We start from the raw sequence: 20859 nt of genomic DNA on the forward strand, positions 1-20859 counted from the left end.
GGGTTGCAGTCTGGTGGCTGCAACCCCATGTCAGTGTGTTGATCTAGTTATTTTTCGGAGTCGAGAAAATGGCAAAAGGAAAATTCACCCGCACGAAGCCGCACGTGAACGTGGGCACGATTGGTCACGTTGACCATGGCAAGACGACTCTGACGGCGGCGATCGCGACGGTGCTGTCGGCGAAGTTCGGCGGCGAAGCCAAGGCCTACGACCAGATCGACGCGGCGCCCGAAGAAAAGGCGCGCGGCATCACGATCAACACCGCGCACGTCGAGTACGAGACGGCCAACCGCCACTACGCGCACGTCGATTGCCCCGGCCACGCCGACTATGTGAAGAACATGATCACGGGTGCTGCCCAGATGGACGGCGCGATCCTGGTGTGCTCGGCCGCTGACGGCCCGATGCCCCAGACCCGCGAGCACATCCTGCTGGCCCGCCAGGTGGGCGTGGGCTACATCATCGTCTACCTGAACAAGTGCGACATGGTGGACGACAAGGAACTGCTCGAGCTGGTCGAGATGGAAGTTCGCGAACTGCTCGACAAGTACGAGTTCCCCGGCGATGCGACCCCGATCATCCACGGCTCGGCCAAGCTGGCGCTGGAAGGCGACAAGGGCGAGCTGGGCGAAGGCTCGATCATGAAGCTGGCCGAGGCGCTGGACAGCTACATCCCCACGCCCGAGCGCGCGGTGGACGGCACGTTCCTGATGCCTGTGGAAGACGTGTTCTCGATCTCCGGTCGCGGCACGGTGGTGACCGGCGCGGTCGAGCGCGGCATCATCAAGGTGGGCGATGAAATCGAGATCGTCGGTATCCGCCCGACCCAGAAGACCACCTGCACGGGCGTGGAAATGTTCCGCAAGCTGCTGGACCAGGGCCAGGCGGGCGACAACGTGGGCGTGCTGCTGCGCGGCACGAAGCGCGAAGAAGTCGAGCGCGGCCAGGTGCTGTGCAAGCCCGGTTCGATCAAGCCGCACACGCACTTCACCGCCGAGGTGTATGTGCTGAGCAAGGACGAAGGCGGGCGCCACACGCCGTTCTTCAACAACTATCGCCCGCAGTTCTACTTCCGCACGACGGACGTGACCGGCTCGATCGAGTTGCCCAAGGACAAGGAAATGGTCATGCCCGGCGACAACGTGTCCATCACGGTGAAGCTGATCAACCCGATCGCCATGGAAGAAGGCCTGCGCTTCGCAATCCGCGAAGGCGGCCGCACCGTCGGCTCGGGCGTCGTGGCCAAGATCCTCGACATCTGATTTAGGAATCGCGAAGGGGTATAGCTCAATTGGCAGAGCGTCGGTCTCCAAAACCGAAGGTTGTAGGTTCGATTCCTACTGCCCCTGCCACCTGAGGGTGGACCCAGAAAGCCCGTCATGTCCTGACGGGCTTCGGCGTCTCAGCAGACGCATTGAAATAGAAGCCGAAAGGCTTCAGGAATAGTGCCCAAGATGGCTTCTTCTCAAATCGAAACCGTAAGCACAGGTGCTGACAAGGCCAAGCTGGCGACGGCTGTCGTCCTGGTTGTGGCGGCCATTGCGGCGTTCTATCTGCTGACCCGGCAGGGCGCGCTGGTGCAGTGGGGTGCCTTGCTGGTCGGCCTTGCTGCCGCCGTCGGGGTGTTTGCGAGTTCGGAGGGTGGTCGTCAGTTGTGGGCGTTCGGTCGCGACTCGTGGCGCGAGGTCAAGAAGGTTGTCTGGCCGACCCGCAAAGAGGCGATCCAGATGACGGCATACGTGTTTGCCTTCGTGGCGATCATGTCGATCTTCCTCTGGCTTACCGACAAGACGCTCGAATGGGTGTTTTTTGATCTCATTCTGGGCTGGAGAAAGTAAATGACTGACGACGCCATCGACGTTGCACCGGAGGGCGGGCATGTGCTGGCTCCGGCCGCCAATCCCGACTTCCGCTGGTATGTGGTGCATGCGTACTCCGGCATGGAGAAGGCCGTGGAGCGGAACATCACGGAGCGGATCACGCGCGCCGGGATGCAAGACAAGTTTGGCCGAATCCTGGTTCCGACGGAAGAAGTGGTCGAGGTCAAGAACGGTCAGAAGCGCACGACGGAGCGCCGCTTCTTCCCCGGCTACGTCCTGGTCGAAATGATCATGGACGACGAGAGCTGGCACCTCGTGAAGCACACCAACAAGGTGACAGGTTTCGTTGGCGGCGCGAAGAATCGGCCTGCCCCGATTTCGCAGAAGGAAGTCGAGGACATCGTCAGCCAGATGCAGCAGGGCACCGAGAAGCCGCGCCATAAGGTCGAGTTCGTCGTCGGTGAGTTCGTGCGTGTCAAGGAAGGTCCGTTCACCGACTTCAACGGCACGGTCGAGGAAGTCAACTACGAAAAGAACAAGGTTCGCGTGTCGGTCATGATTTTTGGTCGTGCCACGCCGGTCGAACTCGAGTTTGCGCAGGTCGAAAAGACATAAGCAGGTGAAAACAGGGCCAGGTGCCCTGGCCTTGAACTTGTGTGGTTCACGTTCCTCCGACTCGGCGTGAATCTTGGTTGGAAAGAGTCATCAACCCCGGGGAGCTGAGGCCGAGAAGGCCAACGCGTCATTACCCGCAAGGAGAAAAGCATGGCGAAGAAAATCGTCGGCTTCATCAAGCTGCAAGTGCCAGCTGGTAAAGCCAATCCGTCGCCGCCGATCGGCCCCGCACTGGGCCAGCGCGGTTTGAACATCATGGAATTCTGCAAGGCGTTCAACGCGCAGACCCAGGGCGTCGAGCCCGGTCTGCCGCTGCCGGTGGTCATCACCGCGTTCGCTGACAAGAGCTTCACCTTCATCATCAAGACGCCGCCGGCGATCACCTTGATCAAGAAGGCCATCAAGCTCGAGAAGGGTTCTGCACGTCCGCACACCGACAAGGTCGGCAAGATCACGCGCGCACAGCTCGAAGAAATCGCCAAGACCAAGATGAAGGACCTGACCGCGGCCGACCTGGACGCGGCAGTTCGCACCATCGCCGGTTCGGCGCGCTCGATGGGCGTGAATGTGGAGGGCGTGTAAATGGCCAAGATCACCAAGAAGCAAAAGGCCCTCGCAGGCAAGGTCGACAGCAACAAGCTCTACGCGCTGGCTGACGCGCTCGGCATCGTGAAGGAAGCCGCCACGGCCAAGTTCGACGAGTCGATCGACGTCGCGGTGCAGCTCGGCATCGATGCCAAGAAGTCGGACCAGGTGGTGCGTGGCGCCGTCGTGATGCCGAACGGCACCGGCAAGACCAAGCGCGTTGCCGTGTTCGCGCAGGGTGCCAAGGCCGAGGAAGCCAAGGCCGCTGGCGCCGACATCGTCGGCATGGACGACCTCGCCGCTCAGGTGAAGGCCGGCGACATGCCTTTCGACGTCGTGATCGCCGCTCCGGACGCCATGCGCGTCGTGGGTACCCTGGGTCAGATCCTGGGTCCGCGCGGTCTCATGCCGAACCCCAAGGTCGGTACCGTGACGCCCGACGTCGCCACCGCGGTCAAGAACGCGAAGGCCGGCCAGGTGCAGTTCCGTGTCGACAAGGCCGGGATCATCCACGGCACGATCGGCCGCCGCTCGTTCGAGAACGACAAGCTCCAGGGCAATCTTGCCGCGCTGATCGAGGCGCTGGTCAAGGCCAAGCCGGCCGCGAGCAAGGGTGTCTACCTGCGCAAGGTGGCGGTGTCCTCGACGATGGGTGTGGGTGTCCGCGTGGACACGCAGACCATCGCCCAGGGCTGATGTGAATTTGCCTGGCGGCCCGTCAAAAGGTCGCCGGGCGATGTGGTGGGCCGAAGCTGCGTCGAGCGGCTTCGGGCCATCCAAGACCGCTGGCGTACAGGGTTGCCTGTACTTAATCGCTTCACCACCGTGATGCGGCCAGCGCAGATGGCGATCCCGCTGCAAAGGAACCCGTTTCCGGAACAGTTGGTCGCTGCATGAAGCGCGTTCCGAGACTTTGGTCGAGGGGCGCATTGAAAAGGAGTAGACCTTGAGTCTGAATCGCAGTGAGAAAGAAGCGGTCATCAATGAAGTGACCAGCCTCGCCGCAAAAGCTCAAACGCTCGTGATGGCGGAATACCGTGGCATCACGGTTGCCGATATGACCAAACTGCGCACCGAAGCGCGCAGCAAGGGTGTGAGCCTCAGCGTGTTGAAGAACACGCTGGCCCGCCGTGCTGTGGCTGGCAGCGCGTTTGAGATCGTCGGCGACCAGATGACCGGTCCGCTGATCTATGGCTTCTCCGAAGACGCCGTGGCTGCCGCGAAGGTGGTGGCCGATTTCGCGAAGACCAACGACAAGTTGGTGATCCGCGGTGGCGCATTCGGTGGCAAGGCCCTGGACGTCGACGGCGTGAAGCAACTGGCCAACATTCCTTCGAAGGAAGTGTTGCTGGCGCAGCTGCTGGGCTTGATGCAATCCCCGATCTCGCGCACGGCCCGTGTCCTGGCCGCGCTCGCCGAGAAGCGTGGTGGTGGCGAAACGCAGGCGGAAGCTTCCGCAGAGGGAGTCGCTGCCTAAGCGGCGACTTTCGATCCAACATATTTTTAGGAAACAAAAATGGCATTCGATAAAGACGCATTTCTGACCGCGCTCGACAGCATGACGGTCCTGGAACTCAACGACCTGGTGAAAGCCATCGAAGAGAAGTTCGGCGTGAGCGCCGCTGCAATGGCCGCCCCGGCTGCCGCTGGTGGCGCAGCCGCTCCGGCCGCTGAAGAAAAGACCGAGTTCAACGTGGTGCTGCTCGAAGCCGGCTCGAACAAGGTCGGCGCGATCAAGGCGGTCCGCGAAATCACCGGCCTGGGCCTCAAGGAAGCCAAGGACCTGGTCGAAGCCGCTCCGAAGGCTGTCAAGGAAGGCCTGCCGAAGGCAGATGCCGAAGCCGCCAAGAAGAAGCTGGAAGAAGCTGGCGCCAAGGTGGAACTGAAGTAATTCAGTCACCCTGGAGGGCTGGAGTGCGCCGCAAGGCCCTCCAGCCTTTGCCGCTTTCAGAGCGCACTCAAAAGCCGGCTTGTAGCAAGTAAATCAAGACGATTTTTGAGTGTCTTCTGACCCCGACTACAGAAGACCCCTTGGTTCGGGTGATGTGCAACGCATCACTGTCCGCCAACGGCTGGTAGTGGCCAGCCGCCAAGCAGCGGCGCGAAAGCGCGGCTGACAAGTCGCTGAAGATCTCAAGCACCGGAGCTCTCATGGCCCAATCGTCCACGTACAGTTACACCGAACGCAAGCGCATCCGAAAGAATTTCGGCAGCCGCGACAGCGTCGTCGAAATCCCCTACCTGCTGCAGATGCAAAAAGACGCGTACACCGCGTTCCTGCAAGCGGGTGTCCCGCCGCAGAAGCGCACGGTGGAAGGTCTGCAGGCCGCATTCCACGCGGCGTTCCCGATCGTCTCGCACAACGGCTTCGTCGAGATGAAGTTCCTCGAGTACAACCTGGCCAAGCCGGCCTTCGATGTGCGCGAGTGCCAGACCCGTGGCCTGACCTTCGCTTCGGCCGTCCGCGCCAAGGTGCAGCTGATCATCTATGACCGCGAATCCTCGACGCCGCAGTCGAAGGTGGTCAAGGAAGTGAAGGAGCAAGAGGTCTACATGGGCGAAGTGCCGCTCATGACGGACAAGGGTTCGTTCATCATCAACGGTACCGAGCGCGTCATCGTGTCGCAGCTCCACCGTTCGCCGGGCGTGTTCTTCGAGCATGACAAGGGCAAGACGCACAGCTCGGGCAAGCTGTTGTTCTCGGCCCGCGTGATTCCCTACCGCGGCTCGTGGCTCGACTTCGAGTTCGACCCGAAGGACATGCTGTATTTCCGCGTCGACCGTCGCCGCAAGATGCCGGTGACGATCCTGCTGAAGGCCATCGGCCTGAACCCGGAATCGATCCTCGCGAACTTCTTCGTCAACGACAACTTCCGCCTCATGGACAGCGGCGCTCAGATGGAGTTCGTCTCCGAGCGCCTGCGCGGCGAAGTGGCGCGCTTCGACATCACCGACAAATCGGGCAAGGTCGTCGTCGCCAAGGACAAGCGTGTCACGGCGCGTCACACGCGCGAGCTCGAGCAGTCGGGCACCACGCACATCAGCGTGCCGGAAGACTTCCTGATCGGCCGCGTGGTCGCCCGCAACATCGTCGATCCCGACTCGGGCGAAATCCTGGCCAAGGCGAACGACGAGTTGACCGAAGCGCTGCTGAAGAAGCTGCGCGCTGCCGGCGTGCAGGACGTCCAGGCGATCTACACCAACGAACTCGACCAGGGCGCGTACATCTCGCAAACCTTGCGCATCGACGAAACCGCGGACGAGTTCGCGGCGCGCGTGGCGATCTACCGCATGATGCGCCCCGGCGAGCCGCCGACGGAAGACGCGGTGCAGGCCCTGTTCCAGCGCCTGTTCTACAACCCCGACACCTACGACCTGTCGCGCGTCGGCCGGATGAAGTTCAACGCCAAGGTCGGTCGCGATGAATCGACCGGCCCGATGGTCCTTGCGAACGAAGACATCCTGGCCGTGGTCAAGATCCTCGTCGACCTGCGCAACGGCCGTGGCGAAGTCGACGACATCGACCACCTCGGCAACCGCCGCGTGCGTTGCGTCGGCGAACTGGCCGAGAACCAGTACCGCACCGGGCTTGCGCGTATCGAGAAGGCCGTGAAGGAGCGTCTGGGTCAGGCCGAGCAAGAGCCGCTGATGCCGCACGACCTGATCAACAGCAAGCCGATCTCGGCCGCGCTGAAGGAGTTCTTCGGTGCCTCGCAGCTGTCGCAGTTCATGGACCAGACGAACCCGCTGTCCGAGATCACGCACAAGCGCCGTGTGTCGGCCCTCGGCCCGGGCGGTCTGACCCGCGAGCGCGCCGGCTTCGAAGTGCGTGACGTGCACGTCACGCACTACGGCCGCGTCTGCCCGATCGAAACGCCTGAAGGCCCGAACATCGGCCTGATCAATTCGCTGGCTCTGTATGCCCGCCTCAACGAGTACGGCTTCATCGAGACGCCGTACCGCCGCGTGGTGGACAGCAAGGTCACGAACGAGATCGACTACCTGTCGGCCATCGAGGAAGGCAAGTACGTGATCGCGCAGGCCAACGCCGCGCTCGACAAGGACGGCAAGCTGACCGGCGACCTCGTTTCCGCCCGGGAAACCGGCGAATCGATCCTCGTGAGCGCCGAGCGCGTCCAGTACATGGACGTGTCGCCCGCGCAGATCGTGTCGGTGGCTGCCTCGCTCGTGCCGTTCCTCGAGCACGACGACGCGAACCGCGCATTGATGGGCGCCAACATGCAGCGTCAGGCCGTGCCTGTGCTGCGTCCCGAAAAGCCGTTCGTCGGCACCGGCATCGAGCGCGTCTCCGCGGTCGACTCGGGCACCGTCGTGACCGCGACCCGCGGTGGCGTCGTCGACTATGTCGACGCGACCCGCATCGTGGTGCGCGTGAACGACGCGGAAGCGGCCGCCGGTGAAGTCGGCGTGGACATCTACAACCTGATCAAGTATCAGCGTTCGAACCAGAACACGAACATCCATCAGCGTCCGATCGTCAAGCGCGGCGACAAGATCGCCAAGGGCGACGTGATCGCCGACGGCGCGTCGACCGACCTGGGCGAGCTCGCGCTCGGCCAGAACATGCTGATCGGCTTCATGCCCTGGAACGGCTACAACTTCGAAGACTCGATCCTGATCAGCGAGCGCGTCGTGGCCGAAGACCGCTACACCTCGATCCACATCGAGGAGCTCGTGGTGATGGCCCGTGACACCAAGCTGGGCGCCGAGGAAATCACGCGCGACATCCCGAACCTGGCCGAGCAGCAGCTCAACCGCCTGGACGAATCCGGGATCATCTATGTCGGCGCCGAAGTGCAGCCGGGCGACACGCTGGTGGGCAAGGTCACGCCGAAGGGCGAGACCACGCTGACACCGGAAGAGAAGCTGCTGCGCGCGATCTTCGGCGAGAAGGCTTCCGACGTGAAGGACACCTCGCTGCGTGTGGATCAGGGCTCGCAAGGCACCGTGATCGACGTGCAGGTGTTCACGCGCGAAGGCATCACGCGCGACAAGCGCGCCCAGCAGATCATCGACGACGAACTCAAGCGCTTCCGCCTCGACCTGAACGACCAGCTTCGCATCGTCGAAGCCGACGCGTTCGACCGCATCGAGAAGCTGCTGACGGGCCGGGTCGCCAACGGCGGTCCGAACAAGCTCGCCAAGGGCACCAAGCTCGACAAGGCCTACCTGTCGTCGATCGAGAAGTTCCACTGGTTCGACATCCGTCCGGCGGAAGACGATGTGGCCGCGCAGCTCGAGTCGATCAAGAACTCGCTCGAGCAGACCCGCCACAGCTTCGACCTCGCGTTCGAGGAAAAGCGCAAGAAGCTCACGCAAGGCGACGAACTGCCCGCGGGCGTGCTCAAGATGGTCAAGGTCTACCTGGCCGTCAAGCGCCGCCTGCAGCCCGGCGACAAGATGGCCGGCCGTCACGGCAACAAGGGTGTGGTGTCGAAGATCGTTCCGGTCGAAGACATGCCGCACATGGCCGACGGCACGCCGTGCGACATCTGCCTGAATCCGCTGGGCGTGCCTTCGCGGATGAACGTGGGCCAGGTGCTGGAAGTGCATCTGGGCTGGGCCGCCAAGGGCGTCGGCCAGCGCATCGGCGACCTGCTGCAGGCAGAGGCCAAGGTGGCCGAACTGCGCAAGTTCTTCGAGGACCTGTACAACGGCTCGGGCCGCAAGGAAGAGCTCAGCGCGCTCTCCGATACCGACGTGATCGAAATGGCGCAGAACCTGTCGCAGGGCGTGCCCTTCGCGACGCCGGTGTTCGACGGTGCCTCGGAAGAGGAAATCCGGGGCATGCTGAAGCTTGCCTACCCGGACGACGTCGCCAAGCTCAAGGGTCTGACCGAAACCCGCACGCAGGCGTACCTGTACGACGGCCGCACCGGCGAGCGTTTCGAGCGCCCGGTCACCGTCGGCTACATGCACTTCCTGAAGCTGCACCACCTGGTGGACGACAAGATGCACGCCCGCTCGACCGGCCCGTACTCGCTGGTCACGCAGCAGCCGCTCGGCGGCAAGGCGCAGTTCGGCGGCCAGCGTTTCGGGGAAATGGAAGTGTGGGCGCTCGAAGCCTACGGCGCTTCCTACGTCCTGCAGGAAATGCTGACCGTGAAGTCCGACGACGTGCAAGGCCGCACCAAGGTCTACGAAAGCATCGTCAAGGGCGAGCACTCGATCGAAGCCGGCATGCCGGAATCGTTCAATGTGCTGGTCAAGGAAATCCGTTCGCTGGGTCTCGACATCGAGCTCGAGCGTTCGTAATTGGAAGGGGAAAGAGTCTTATGAAATCGCTACTCGACCTGTTCAAGCAGTTCACCCCCGATGAGCATTTCGATGCCATCAAGATCGGCATGGCTTCGCCCGAGAAGATCCGTTCGTGGTCCTTCGGCGAGGTGAAGAAGCCCGAGACGATCAACTACCGCACGTTCAAGCCCGAGCGCGACGGTCTCTTCTGCGCGAAGATCTTCGGCCCGATCAAGGACTACGAGTGCCTGTGCGGCAAGTACAAGCGCCTGAAGCACCGCGGCGTGATCTGCGAGAAGTGCGGCGTCGAAGTCACGCAGACCAAGGTGCGCCGCGAGCGCATGGGTCACATCGACCTCGCCGCGCCCTGCGCGCACATCTGGTTCCTGAAGTCGCTGCCGTCGCGTCTGGGCCTCGTGCTCGACATGACGCTGCGCGACATCGAGCGCGTGCTGTACTTCGAAGCCTACGTGGTGACCGACCCCGGCATGACCCCGCTGAAGAAGTTCAGCATCATGTCCGAGGACGACTACGACGCGAAGCGCAAGGAATACGGCGATGAGTTCATCGCCAAGATGGGCGCCGAAGGCATCAAGGACCTGCTGATGGGCATCGAGCTCGACACCGAGATCGAGAAGCTCCGCGGCGACCTGACCGGCTCGGAAGTCAAGGTCAAGAAGAACTCCAAGCGCCTCAAGGTGCTCGAAGCCTTCCGCAAGTCGGGCATCAAGCCCGAGTGGATGGTGCTCGACGTGCTGCCCGTGCTGCCGCCGGACCTGCGTCCGCTGGTGCCGCTGGATGGCGGCCGCTTCGCGACCTCGGATCTCAACGACCTGTATCGCCGCGTCATCAACCGCAACAGCCGCCTGCGTCGCCTGCTCGAACTGAAGGCGCCGGAAATCATCGCGCGCAACGAAAAGCGGATGCTCCAGGAAGCAGTCGATTCGCTGCTGGACAACGGCCGTCGCGGCAAGGCGATGACCGGCGCCAACAAGCGTGCGCTCAAGTCGCTGGCCGACATGATCAAGGGCAAGAGCGGACGCTTCCGCCAGAACCTGCTGGGCAAGCGCGTCGACTACTCGGGCCGTTCGGTCATCGTGGTGGGCCCGACGCTCAAGCTGCATCAGTGCGGCCTGCCGAAGCTGATGGCGCTCGAGCTGTTCAAACCCTTCATCTTCTCGCGCCTCGAAGCCATGGGCATCGCGACCACCATCAAGGCGGCGAAGAAGGAAGTCGAATCCGGCACGCCGGTGGTGTGGGACATCCTTGAAGAAGTCATCAAGGAACACCCGGTGATGCTGAACCGCGCACCGACGCTGCACCGCCTGGGCATCCAGGCCTTCGAGCCGATCCTGATCGAAGGCAAGGCGATCCAGCTGCACCCGCTCGTCTGCGCCGCCTTCAACGCCGACTTCGACGGTGACCAGATGGCCGTTCACGTGCCGCTGTCGGTCGAGGCGCAGATGGAAGCCCGCACGCTGATGCTGGCTTCCAACAACGTGCTGTTCCCGGCCAACGGCGAACCGTCGATCGTGCCGTCGCAGGACGTGGTGCTGGGTCTGTACTACACAACCCGCGAGCGCATCAATGGCAAGGGCGAAGGCCTGATGTTCTCGGACATCGGCGAAGTCCAGCGCGCGCTCGACGCCAACGTGGTCGAGCTCACCGCCAAGGTCAGCGTGCGCATCACCGAGTATGCGAAGAACAAGGACACGGGCGAGTTCACGCCTTCGACCTCGCTCGTGGACACGACCGTCGGCCGTGCGCTGCTGTCCGAGATCCTGCCGAAGGGCCTGGATTTCTCGAACATCAACAAGGCGCTGAAGAAGAAGGAAATCTCCAAGCTCATCAACGCTTCGTTCCGCAAGTGCGGCCTGAAGGAGACCGTGGTCTTCGCCGACAAGCTGCTGCAGAACGGCTTCCGCCTCGCGACCAAGGCCGGCATCTCGATCGCGATCGACGACATGCTCGTGCCTTCGGAGAAGCACGGCATCATCGACCGCTCCGCCAAGGAAGTGAAGGAGATCGAGCAGCAGTACGTCTCCGGTCTCGTGACCGCCGGCGAGCGCTACAACAAGGTGGTGGACATCTGGGGCAAGGCCGGCGACGAAGTGTCGAAGGTCATGATGGCCAAGCTCTCGAAGGAGAAGGTGATCGACCGCAACGGCAAGGAAGTCGATCAGGAGTCCTTCAACTCCATCTACATGATGGCTGACTCGGGCGCTCGCGGTTCCGCCGCGCAGATCCGTCAGGTTGCCGGCATGCGGGGCCTGATGGCCAAGCCGGACGGCTCGATCATCGAGACGCCGATCACGGCGAACTTCCGCGAAGGCCTGAACGTGTTGGAGTACTTCATCTCCACCCACGGTGCCCGTAAGGGTCTGGCCGATACCGCGCTGAAGACCGCGAACTCGGGTTACCTGACGCGTCGTCTGGTCGACGTGACGCAGGACCTGGTCGTGATCGAACAGGATTGCGGCACGCAGGACGGCGCCGTGATGCGCGCGATCGTCGAAGGCGGTGAAGTGATCGAATCGCTGCGCGAACGTATCCTGGGCCGTACGGCCGCGGAAGACGTGCTGCACCCCGAAACGCGTGCAGTGCTCGCAAAGGCCGGCGACATGCTGGACGAAGACACGATCGAAGCCCTCGAAGCCGAAGGCGTCGACGAGGTCAAGGTTCGCACCGCGCTGACCTGCGCGACCCGCTTCGGCCTCTGCGCGAAGTGCTATGGCCGCGACCTCGGCCGCGGCGGTCTCGTCAACAACGGCGAAGCGGTCGGCGTGATCGCGGCGCAGTCGATCGGCGAGCCGGGCACGCAGCTGACGATGCGTACCTTCCACATCGGTGGTGCGGCATCGCGTGCGGCGGTGGCCTCGAGCGTCGAAGCCAAGTCCAACGGCGTGATCGGCTTCAACGCCACGATGCGCTACGTGACCAACAGCAAGAACGAGCTGGTGGTGATCGCCCGCTCGGGCGAGATCGTCATCCATGACGAGCACGGACGCGAGCGCGAGCGCCACAAGGTGCCTTACGGCGCCACGCTGACGGTAAAGGCCGACCAGCAGATCAAGGCGGGCCACGTGCTGGCCAACTGGGATCCGCTGACGCGCCCGATCATCACGGAATTCGCCGGCAAGACGAAGTTCGAGAACGTCGAGGAAGGCCTGACGGTCGCCAAGCAGGTGGACGAAGTCACCGGCCTGTCGACCCTGGTCGTGATCGATCCGAAGCGCCGCGGCGCTGCCAAGGTCGTTCGTCCGCAGGTGAAGCTGATCGACGCTTCGGGCGCCGAAGTGAAGATCCCCGGCACCGACCACTCGGTGACGATCGGCTTCCCGATCGGCGCGCTGGTGCAGGTGCGTGACGGCCAGGACGTGGGCCCCGGCGAAGTGCTGGCGCGTATTCCTGTCGAAGGCCAGAAGACCCGCGACATCACCGGCGGTCTGCCGCGCGTGGCCGAGTTGTTCGAAGCCCGTTCGCCGAAGGACAAGGGCATGCTGGCCGAGATGACCGGCACCGTGTCGTTCGGCAAGGAAACGAAGGGCAAGGTCCGCCTGCAGATCACCGACCCGGAAGGCAAGGTCTGGGAAGAGCTCGTGCCGAAGGAAAAGAACATCCTCGTGCACGAAGGCCAGGTGGTGAACAAGGGCGAGTCGATCGTCGACGGTCCGGCCGATCCGCAGGACATCCTGCGTCTGCTGGGCTCCGAGGAACTGGCGCGCTACATCGTGGACGAAGTGCAGGACGTGTACCGTCTGCAGGGTGTGAAGATCAACGACAAGCACATCGAGGTGATCGTTCGCCAGATGCTGCGCCGCGTCGTGGTCGAGAACCCGGGCGACACCAGCTACATCGCCGGTGAACAGGTCGAACGCAGCGAGATGCTCAACACCAACGACGCCCTGCGCGCCGAAGGCAAGATCCCCGCGACGTACACCAACCTGCTGCTGGGTATCACGAAGGCATCGCTCTCGACCGACAGCTTCATCAGCGCCGCGTCGTTCCAGGAAACGACGCGCGTGCTGACCGAAGCCGCGATCATGGGCAAGCGCGACGAGCTGCGCGGCCTGAAGGAAAACGTCATCGTCGGCCGCCTGATCCCTGCGGGCACCGGCATGGCGTACCACCAGGCACGCAAGGCGAAGGACGCCATGGACGAGGCCGAGCGCCGCGCCATCGCCGAAGCCGAAGCGGCCGAGCTGTCCGGCTCCGCAACGCTCGACGACGCGACCGCGACGGTCGATGCCGGCGAAGGTGCTGCAACCGAGTAAGCGGTAGTAGCATCGCCGGTCATGACCGGTCCTCAACTGCCCCCTTTCCGCCCGCGGATCGGGGGCTTTTTCTTTGGGGGCGCGCTGAATGCCTGACGTGCCCGAATCCTTGCCGTACTGGATTGCCGGTGCCATTGCGCTCTTCTGGTTCGTGGGGGCCTACAACCGGCTCATGCGTTTGCGTTCGGCCGCGTTGCAGGCCTACGCGGTGCTCGATGTGGCGCTGGTGCGGCAGCTTGATTTCGTCCAGGCCCGCGTAGCCGAGGAGGTACCGCCCGCCACGCCGCACGAGTCGCCCGGCGCTTCGCTGCGGGCTGCCGCGAACCAGCTCTCGACCCTTCTGGCGGCCACGCGGCTTCGACCATTGAACCCGACCGGCATGGCTGCGATGAGCACCGCGATGCACGTCATGCTCGTGGCTTGGCAGCGCCTGCATCCTGATGCGGTCGTCAGCTTCGACGCCGATGGCACCCTGTCGCGGCCGGCGACGCTCGAAGGCCACCTGGAAGGCACGGAGGTCTCCGCGCCCATCGCCTGGCCGGAGCCCTCCGCCGCCGCCGAGATGGCCCGGGGCCAGTTCAATGTCGCCGTGGCCCAGTACAACGCCGCGATCGCCGAGTTTCCGGCGGTGCTGGTGGCGTGGATCATGCAGCTGAAGCGGGCCGCCGCGCTGCGCTGATTTCCGTGTTGCGTGGCGGACGCATCACCCCATTACCATCGACCCGATTTGTCAGACTTCTCCGATCCCAATTCCGTTTCGCCGCCCCTCTGGCGCCAACTGCACCTGACCGCCGCCGCGCTGGCTTCGATCCGCGCGGGGGCCTCCGGGTCCACCGCCTTCGAAGCGGTGGAGCCTTCGATGCGACCCGGCGTCCAGGCGCTCGGTTTCCAGGCGCTTCGCCGGCTCGGCCGCGCCGAGGCGCTGCGCCGCCAGCTCGCCAAGCGCACGCCGCCGCCCGCGGCGGACGCGCTGCTTTGCACGGCGCTCGCGCTGGCTTGGGACGCCGGCCGCTCGCCGTACGAACCTTTCACCTTGGTCGACCAGACCGTCGAAGCCGCCAAGCGAAATCCGGAAACCCGCGCGCAGGCGAGCTTTATCAATGCGTGCCTGCGTCGCTTTCTCCGGGATCGCGAGGCGCTGATCGCCGCCACGGACCGTGAGCCTGTCGCCCAATGGAACCACCCGCGCTGGTGGATCGAGCGCCTCAGGCGCGACCATCCGCACGAATGGCAGCGTGTGCTCACTGCCGACAATTCACAGGCGCCGATGACCCTTCGCGTCAATCTTCGCAAGGGCAGCGTCGACGCCTACCTCCGCAAGCTGACCGCTGCCGGCTTGCGTGGCTTCCCGGTCGGCGAAAGCGGCATCCAGCTGGCGCGTGCCCGGCCCGTGCAGCAACTCCCCGGCTTTGGCGAAGGTGAATGCTCCGTGCAGGATGCAGCCGCCCAGATCGCCGCGCCGCTGCTGATGACCGGTCTCCGCGCCGGCACCGCGCCACTTCGTGTACTGGATGCCTGCGCGGCACCCGGCGGCAAGACGGCGCATCTGCTCGAAACGGCCGCTCCCGGCGAGATCGAGGTCACCGCGCTCGAAGTCGATGCGAAGCGCAGCCGGCGTATCGACGAGACGCTTTCGAGGCTCGGCATGAGCGCCAAGGTCCTGGTGGCAGACGCGTCCCGCCCCGCGGACTGGTGGGATGGCGTCCCCTTCGATGCCATCCTGCTGGATGCGCCGTGCACCGCATCCGGGATCGTCCGGCGGCATCCGGACGTGCGATGGTTGCGCCGTGAGAGCGACGTCGAGCAGCTTGCGCTGCAGCAGGCCATGCTGCTGGAGGCGCTTTGGCCGCTGGTCCGGCCGGGTGGCCGCCTTCTGTATTGCACCTGCTCGGTGTTCAAAGAAGAGGGCGCGCACCAGATCGAGGCGTTCTTTGCACGCAACACCGACGCCCGTTTACTGGCCTCGCCGGGTCATTTGCTGCCGCAATCTGGGGAAAACGCGCGTGGCGTCCCGGACAATCCGTTGGGTGATCACGACGGTTTCTTCTACGCCCTGCTGGAGAAGCAGCAGCGCTGACCGATGCTCCCCGGCCCGGCTGGCCGTGCTGCTGGTGCTCGCCTGGTGTCTCGCGTGGTTCCCGGGCGCCGTCTTCGCCGACCCGCACGGCGCATCCGTCACCCAGATGCGGCTCGAGCAGGCGGACGACGGGGTCTACCTCACCGCCCAGGTCCAGTTCGAGCTGCCCACGTTGGTCGAGGAGGTGCTGGAAAAGGGCGTCGCGATCTATTTCGTGGCCGAGGCCGAGGTCTACCGCGAACGCTGGTATTGGACAGACCTTAAAGTGGCACAAGCCGTGCGGCACATGCGGCTCGCCTACCAGCCACTCAGCCGGCGCTGGCGCCTCAACGTATCACCCGTGCCCATCACCAATGCCGGGTTCGGCGTTTCGCTGAACCAGAATTTCGAGACTCTCGCCGATGCCCTCGATGGGGTGCGGCGAGTCGGCCGGATGCGCCTTGGCGATCTGTCCGAAATCGGAGACGCGCCGGATCATCCCGTGACGTTCCGCTTCCGCCTCGATACCTCGCAGCTGCCGAGGCCATTCCAGCTCCAGATCGGCGGGCTGGGTGGTCAGCCCGACTGGAACATCTCCATCGAGAAAAGCGCCCGCCTGCCGCTGGAGAAGGCGAAGTGAGCATCGCATCGCGCGGCGGCTCCAAGTCGCCGGCGGCGCGGCGTTCGCGCGCGGTCCGCTGGGCCATCGGGGTGGGCGCGGCGATGGTCACGGCCATCGGCCTCGTGCTGATGTTCCTGCTCGCGCAGGCGACCAACAACCGCGCGTTCTACGAGCGCAACTATGCGCGGCTGTTCGGCATCAACGTCGTGGTCGCGGTGGTGCTGATCCTCGTGATCGGGTGGGTCGCGTACCGGTTGCTCAGCCGGCTGCGGCAGGGCAAGTTCGGCAGCCGGCTGCTGATCAAGCTGGCTGCCATCTTCGCGCTCGTGGGCGTGGTGCCGGGCATGCTGGTGTACGTGGTGTCCTACCAGTTCGTGGCGCGGTCGATCGAGAGCTGGTTCGACGTCAAGGTCGAAGGTGCGCTCGATGCAGGCCTGAACCTCGGCCGGGCCACGCTGGATTCGCTGTCCGACGACCTCATGAACAAGACGAAGGCGGCGGGTGCGCAGTTGGCCAACGTCTCCGATGCAGGCGCGGGCACTGGTGCTCGAGCGGATTCGCGACCAGTTGGGCGCCACCGACGTCGTGTTGTGGTCGAGCAGCGGCCAGCTCATCGCCGGCGCCGGCACCTCGCGCTTCGAGCTCAGCCCCGAGCGGCCGACCTCGCAGCAATTGCGGCAGGTGCGTGCCGACCGGGCCATTGCGCACATCGAAGGCCTCGACGAAATCCCCGCCCCCGGCACCGCCACCCCGCCGCCCGCGAGCGTCCGCGCGATCGTGCTGGTGCAGCGGCAAGGATTCGAGTTCAACACCGAGCCGCGCTTCCTGCAGGTGACGCACCCCCTGCCGCCGGCTGTGGTCGCCAACGCGCTGGCCGTTCAGGAAGCCAATCGCGAATACCAGGAGAGGGCGCTCGCACGCGAAGGCCTGCGACGGATGTACATCGGCACGCTCACGCTGACCCTGTTCCTGGCGGTCTTCGGGGCGGTGCTCCTGGCCGTGCTGTTCGGCAATCAGCTTGCCCGGCCGCTGCTGGTGCTGGCCGACGGTGTGCGCCAGGTGGCTGGCGGCGATCTGCGGCCGACCGTCGTGCTGCAAGGCAAGGATGAACTCGGCGGCCTCACCCGCTCGTTCGCCGTGATGACCCAGCAACTGGCCGAGGCGCGCGGCGCGGTCGAGAAAACCATGGGCGAGCTGGATGCCGCCGAGGTCCAACCTGCAGACCATCCTCGACAACCTGACCTCGGGCGTGATCGTGCTCCAGTCGGACGGCGTGATCGTCTCGACCAACCCGGGCGCCACGCGCGTCCTGCGCGCGCCGCTCGCGGCGTATGAAGGCCAGCATCTGTCCGAAGTACCGGGCCTTTCCGAGTTCGCGCAGAGCGTGCAGCAGCAGTTCGACGACTTCGAGGTCGAGCGCCTGCAGCACGGCCTCGACCACTGGCAGCATGCCTTTGAGCTGCACGCGGTCGCTGACGCCATGGGCGAGGACGCGATCAACATCGTCGCCCGGGGAGCCGAGCTGCCCGGCGCGACCCGGCTGCTGGTGTTCGACGACATCTCCGAAATCGTCTCTGCCCAGCGCGCCCAGGCCTGGGGCGAGGTCGCGCGGCGGCTCGCGCACGAGATCAAGAATCCGCTGACGCCGATCCAGCTTTCCGCCGAGCGGCTCGAGATGAAGCTCTCCGGCAAAGTGGCTGCTCCCGAGCAAGCGGTGCTCACCAAGTCCGTCAAGACCATCGTCGACCAGGTCGACGCGATGAAGCGGCTCGTCAACGAGTTCCGCGAGTACGCGCGGCTGCCGGCGGCCGACCTGAAGGCGGTGGACCTCAACGCGCTGGTGACCGACATCCTTCATCTCTACCCCGTGGAGAATGCTTCGGTTGCCTTGCGGCCTGAGCTCGACGATCGTTGCCCCCCGATCCGCGCCGATGCGCAGCAGATCCGGCAGGTCATCCATAACCTCTTGCAGAACGCCCAGGATGCGGCGGAGGCCAATGCGGGTCGGACCGGGCAGGCCGGCGAGGTCGTCATCCGGACGCGCCTCGCTGAATCCGGCCAGCGGGTGCGACTGACGGTGCAGGACAGCGGCGCCGGCTTCGCGGAGCACATCCTCAAGCGCGCCTTCGAGCCCTACGTCACGACCAAGGCGAAAGGCACCGGGCTCGGCCTTGCCGTCGTCAAGAAGATCGCCGACGAGCACGGCGCGCGCATTGAACTTTCGAACCGCGTGGTCGATGGGGCTGTGGTTGGTGCGCAAGTCTCGCTATCATTCGCGCTTGCAGGGGGGCCGCGGGGAGCGGTTGCTCACACAGAAGATTTGAAGTCACCCGCGACCTGAGTACGCGGCGGGCGATCAATCGCATGGACCTTCGGGCACATCACCTACTAGACATACATCGGCGCACACCTCAAGCACATGGCAAACATCCTCGTGGTCGATGACGAGCTGGGCATCCGAGACCTGCTCTTTGAAATTCTCAACGACGAAGGCCACAACGTCGAACTCGCCGAGAACGCAGCCGAGGCCAGGGCCGCGCGGCAGCGAGCCCGTCCCGACCTCGTCCTTCTCGATATCTGGATGCCTGACACCGATGGCGTCACGCTGCTGAAGGAATGGTCGGCAGCCGGCCTCCTGAGCATGCCGGTGGTGATGATGAGTGGACATGCCACCATCGACACCGCCGTCGATGCCACGCGCATCGGCGCTTTCGCGTTTCTCGAAAAGCCGATCACCCTGCAGAAGCTGCTGAAGGCCGTCGAGCAGGGCCTCGCACGCGAAAGCGCACGCCGCGCTGCAGCCAGCGTCGTGCCACCGGCGAGCCATCTCTCGACCGTGGTCACGACCGTCGGCGAAAGCACCCTGGTACCGGCCGCGCCTCAGGCGGCCGTGGCCGAGACGGGTCCGCAATCGACACAGAGCTTCGACCTCGATCGCCCGCTGCGCGATGCGCGCGACGGCTTCGAGAAGGCCTATTTCGAGTTCCACCTCGCGATGGAGAACGGCTCGATGACGCGCGTCGCCGAAAAGACCGGGCTCGAGCGCACGCACCTTTATAGAAAACTGAAGCAACTCGGCGTCGATCTTTCGAGAGGGCGTCGAAGCACTGTATAATTTAAGGCTGCATACAACGGCCCGGTAGCTCAGTTGGTAGAGCAGCGGATTGAAAATCCGCGTGTCGGTGGTTCGATTCCGCCCCAGGCCACCAAATCAAAAGCCCTCGAATTCGAAAGGATTCGGGGGCTTTTCAGTTTTCGGTGCACCAAGTTCGCGCTCCTTTTTCGGTGCGCAGCGCAATGAACTGGATCAATAGGCACCACAAGCGAGCTTAACAGGCACCATTTTTGCTTGCTACTTGCGGGCATTCGCGCAAATGAGGCGAATCGCACCACAACAAGACAATTCCTTCGCAAGCTCTCCCATGGACGCACTAACTCAGGGCGCAAACGCGCTCTTCATCCTTCTTGGCGCCATCATGGTTCTGGCCATGCATGCCGGCTTCGCCTTTCTCGAACTCGGCACGGTCCGCAAGAAGAACCAGGTCAATGCATTGGTCAAGATCCTCGTCGACTTCTCGGTGTCGACGGTCGTGTACTTCCTCGTCGGCTACGGCGTGGCCTACGGCACGCATTTCTTCGTCGGCGCCGAGGCGCTGTCCGCGAAGAGTGGTTTCGAGCTGGTCAGGTTCTTCTTCCTGCTGACGTTCGCCGCAGCGATCCCCGCGATCATCTCCGGCGGCATCGCGGAACGTGCGAAGTTCTGGCCGCAGCTCGTGGCGACAGCGGTGATCGTGGGCTTCGTCTATCCGTTCTACGAGGGCATTGCCTGGAACAAGGCCTTGGGCATCCAGGATTGGATCGCCTCGTTGACCGGCAGCGAGTTCCACGACTTCGCGGGTTCGGTTGTGGTGCACGCGGTGGGCGGCTGGCTGGCCTTTCCGGCGGTGCTGCTGCTGGGTGCACGGCGGAACCGCTATCGCGGCGATGGCTCGCTGAGCGCGCATCCGCCGTCGAACATTCCTTTTCTCGCACTCGGCGCATGGGTGCTCTGCGTCGGCTGGTTCGGCTTCAACGTGATGAGCGCGCAGACCATCGACAAGATCTCCGGTCTCGTGGCGGTGAATTCGTTGATGGCCATGGTGGGCGGCACGCTCGTCGCGCTCGCGCTGGGCAGGAACGATCCGGGCTTCGTCTACAACGGGCCGCTGGCGGGTCTGGTGGCCATTTGCGCCGGCTCCGACGTGATGCATCCGCTCGGCGCGCTCGTGGTCGGTGGCGTGGCTGGCGCGATCTTCGTGGTGATGTTCACGCTGACGCAGAACAAGTGGAAGATCGACGACGTGCTCGGCGTCTGGCCCCTGCATGGCCTGTGCGGGACTTGGGGCGGGCTCGCCGCGGGCATCTTCGGCAGCAAGGCGCTGGGCGGGATCGGCGGCGTCAGCTTGATCGCCCAGTTGATCGGCGTCGCGATCGGCGTCGCCTGGGCCGCTCTGGCGGGCGCGGCTGTCTACGGCGCGCTCAAGGCCACCGTAGGCATCCGGCTCACCCAGGAGGAGGAGTACGACGGCGCGGACATCTCCATCCACCGCATCTCGGCAACGCCCGAGCGCGAAGTGACTTGGTAGGCCC

Annotated in this window: 14 protein-coding genes, 2 tRNA genes and 1 pseudogene; all 17 read left to right on the forward strand. The window is 64.3% G+C overall.

The window, feature by feature from the left end:
* Positions 1–68 precede the first annotated feature (68 nt).
* The 17 genes and pseudogenes from tuf (at position 69) to ACQ858_RS00825 (ending at position 20855) form a co-directional block, all read left to right on the forward strand.
* Complete coding sequence (tuf, locus tag ACQ858_RS00745) at positions 69–1262, forward strand: elongation factor Tu (RefSeq protein WP_431274395.1); 1194 nt, start codon at positions 69–71, stop codon at positions 1260–1262.
* A gap of 14 nt (positions 1263–1276) precedes the next feature.
* Positions 1277–1352, forward strand: a tRNA-Trp gene (locus tag ACQ858_RS00750).
* A 102-nt stretch (positions 1353–1454) separates the two neighbouring features.
* The gene (secE, locus tag ACQ858_RS00755) at positions 1455–1838 is read left to right on the forward strand and encodes a preprotein translocase subunit SecE (protein ID WP_431274989.1); all 384 of its coding nucleotides are present in this window, start codon (positions 1455–1457) and stop codon (positions 1836–1838) included.
* Complete coding sequence (gene nusG / locus ACQ858_RS00760; RefSeq protein WP_093169172.1) at positions 1839–2435, forward strand: transcription termination/antitermination protein NusG; 597 nt, start codon at positions 1839–1841, stop codon at positions 2433–2435.
* Between the two features lie 150 nt (positions 2436–2585).
* Entirely contained in the window at positions 2586–3017 is a 432-nt protein-coding gene (rplK, locus tag ACQ858_RS00765; protein ID WP_028252759.1) for a 50S ribosomal protein L11, read from the forward strand.
* A complete protein-coding gene (gene rplA / locus ACQ858_RS00770; protein WP_431274990.1) occupies positions 3018–3716 on the forward strand; it encodes a 50S ribosomal protein L1 in 699 nt (232 codons plus the stop codon).
* Positions 3717–3966: 250 nt separating this feature from the next.
* Positions 3967–4497, forward strand: a complete 531-nt coding sequence (gene rplJ, locus ACQ858_RS00775) for a 50S ribosomal protein L10 (protein ID WP_431274991.1) — start codon at positions 3967–3969, stop codon at positions 4495–4497.
* Between the two features lie 39 nt (positions 4498–4536).
* Entirely contained in the window at positions 4537–4911 is a 375-nt protein-coding gene (gene rplL, locus ACQ858_RS00780; protein ID WP_088958186.1) for a 50S ribosomal protein L7/L12, read from the forward strand.
* A 260-nt stretch (positions 4912–5171) separates the two neighbouring features.
* Positions 5172–9296, forward strand: a complete 4125-nt coding sequence (gene rpoB / locus ACQ858_RS00785) for a DNA-directed RNA polymerase subunit beta (RefSeq protein WP_431274992.1) — start codon at positions 5172–5174, stop codon at positions 9294–9296.
* A gap of 20 nt (positions 9297–9316) precedes the next feature.
* Entirely contained in the window at positions 9317–13552 is a 4236-nt protein-coding gene (gene rpoC / locus ACQ858_RS00790; RefSeq protein ID WP_431274993.1) for a DNA-directed RNA polymerase subunit beta', read from the forward strand.
* A gap of 88 nt (positions 13553–13640) precedes the next feature.
* Positions 13641–14231: a lema family protein gene (locus ACQ858_RS00795; RefSeq protein WP_431274994.1), complete on the forward strand. Its 591-nt coding sequence runs from the start codon at positions 13641–13643 to the stop codon at positions 14229–14231.
* A 48-nt stretch (positions 14232–14279) separates the two neighbouring features.
* A complete protein-coding gene (gene rsmB / locus ACQ858_RS00800) occupies positions 14280–15629 on the forward strand; it encodes a 16S rRNA (cytosine(967)-C(5))-methyltransferase RsmB (protein ID WP_431274995.1) in 1350 nt (449 codons plus the stop codon).
* A gap of 19 nt (positions 15630–15648) precedes the next feature.
* Positions 15649–16248: a DUF4390 domain-containing protein gene (locus ACQ858_RS00805; RefSeq protein ID WP_431276945.1), complete on the forward strand. Its 600-nt coding sequence runs from the start codon at positions 15649–15651 to the stop codon at positions 16246–16248.
* Between the two features lie 83 nt (positions 16249–16331).
* A pseudogene (locus ACQ858_RS00810) lies at positions 16332–18571 on the forward strand (ATP-binding protein).
* A 78-nt stretch (positions 18572–18649) separates the two neighbouring features.
* Positions 18650–19345: a response regulator gene (locus ACQ858_RS00815; protein ID WP_431274996.1), complete on the forward strand. Its 696-nt coding sequence runs from the start codon at positions 18650–18652 to the stop codon at positions 19343–19345.
* Between the two features lie 18 nt (positions 19346–19363).
* A tRNA-Phe gene (locus ACQ858_RS00820) sits at positions 19364–19439 on the forward strand.
* A gap of 213 nt (positions 19440–19652) precedes the next feature.
* A complete protein-coding gene (locus ACQ858_RS00825; protein WP_431274997.1) occupies positions 19653–20855 on the forward strand; it encodes an ammonium transporter in 1203 nt (400 codons plus the stop codon).
* Positions 20856–20859: the final 4 nt, after the last annotated feature.

This window comes from Variovorax ureilyticus (assembly GCF_050632185.1).
Lineage (GTDB): Bacteria > Pseudomonadota > Gammaproteobacteria > Burkholderiales > Burkholderiaceae_C > Variovorax > Variovorax ureilyticus_A.

Excerpts from the sequence above, each read along its gene's own strand:
- ACQ858_RS00795 (WP_431274994.1), top strand. The coding sequence starts at position 13,641 with ATGCCTGACGTGCCCGAATCCTTGCCGTACTGGATTGCCGGTGCCATT.
- secE (WP_431274989.1), top strand. The coding sequence starts at position 1,455 with ATGGCTTCTTCTCAAATCGAAACCGTAAGCACAGGTGCTGACAAGGCC.
- ACQ858_RS00815 (WP_431274996.1), top strand. The coding sequence starts at position 18,650 with ATGGCAAACATCCTCGTGGTCGATGACGAGCTGGGCATCCGAGACCTG.
- rplA (WP_431274990.1), top strand. The coding sequence starts at position 3,018 with ATGGCCAAGATCACCAAGAAGCAAAAGGCCCTCGCAGGCAAGGTCGAC.
- rplK (WP_028252759.1), top strand. The coding sequence starts at position 2,586 with ATGGCGAAGAAAATCGTCGGCTTCATCAAGCTGCAAGTGCCAGCTGGT.
- rpoC (WP_431274993.1), top strand. The coding sequence starts at position 9,317 with ATGAAATCGCTACTCGACCTGTTCAAGCAGTTCACCCCCGATGAGCAT.
- tuf (WP_431274395.1), top strand. The coding sequence starts at position 69 with ATGGCAAAAGGAAAATTCACCCGCACGAAGCCGCACGTGAACGTGGGC.
- rplL (WP_088958186.1), top strand. The coding sequence starts at position 4,537 with ATGGCATTCGATAAAGACGCATTTCTGACCGCGCTCGACAGCATGACG.
- nusG (WP_093169172.1), top strand. The coding sequence starts at position 1,839 with ATGACTGACGACGCCATCGACGTTGCACCGGAGGGCGGGCATGTGCTG.
- rpoB (WP_431274992.1), top strand. The coding sequence starts at position 5,172 with ATGGCCCAATCGTCCACGTACAGTTACACCGAACGCAAGCGCATCCGA.
- ACQ858_RS00825 (WP_431274997.1), top strand. The coding sequence starts at position 19,653 with ATGGACGCACTAACTCAGGGCGCAAACGCGCTCTTCATCCTTCTTGGC.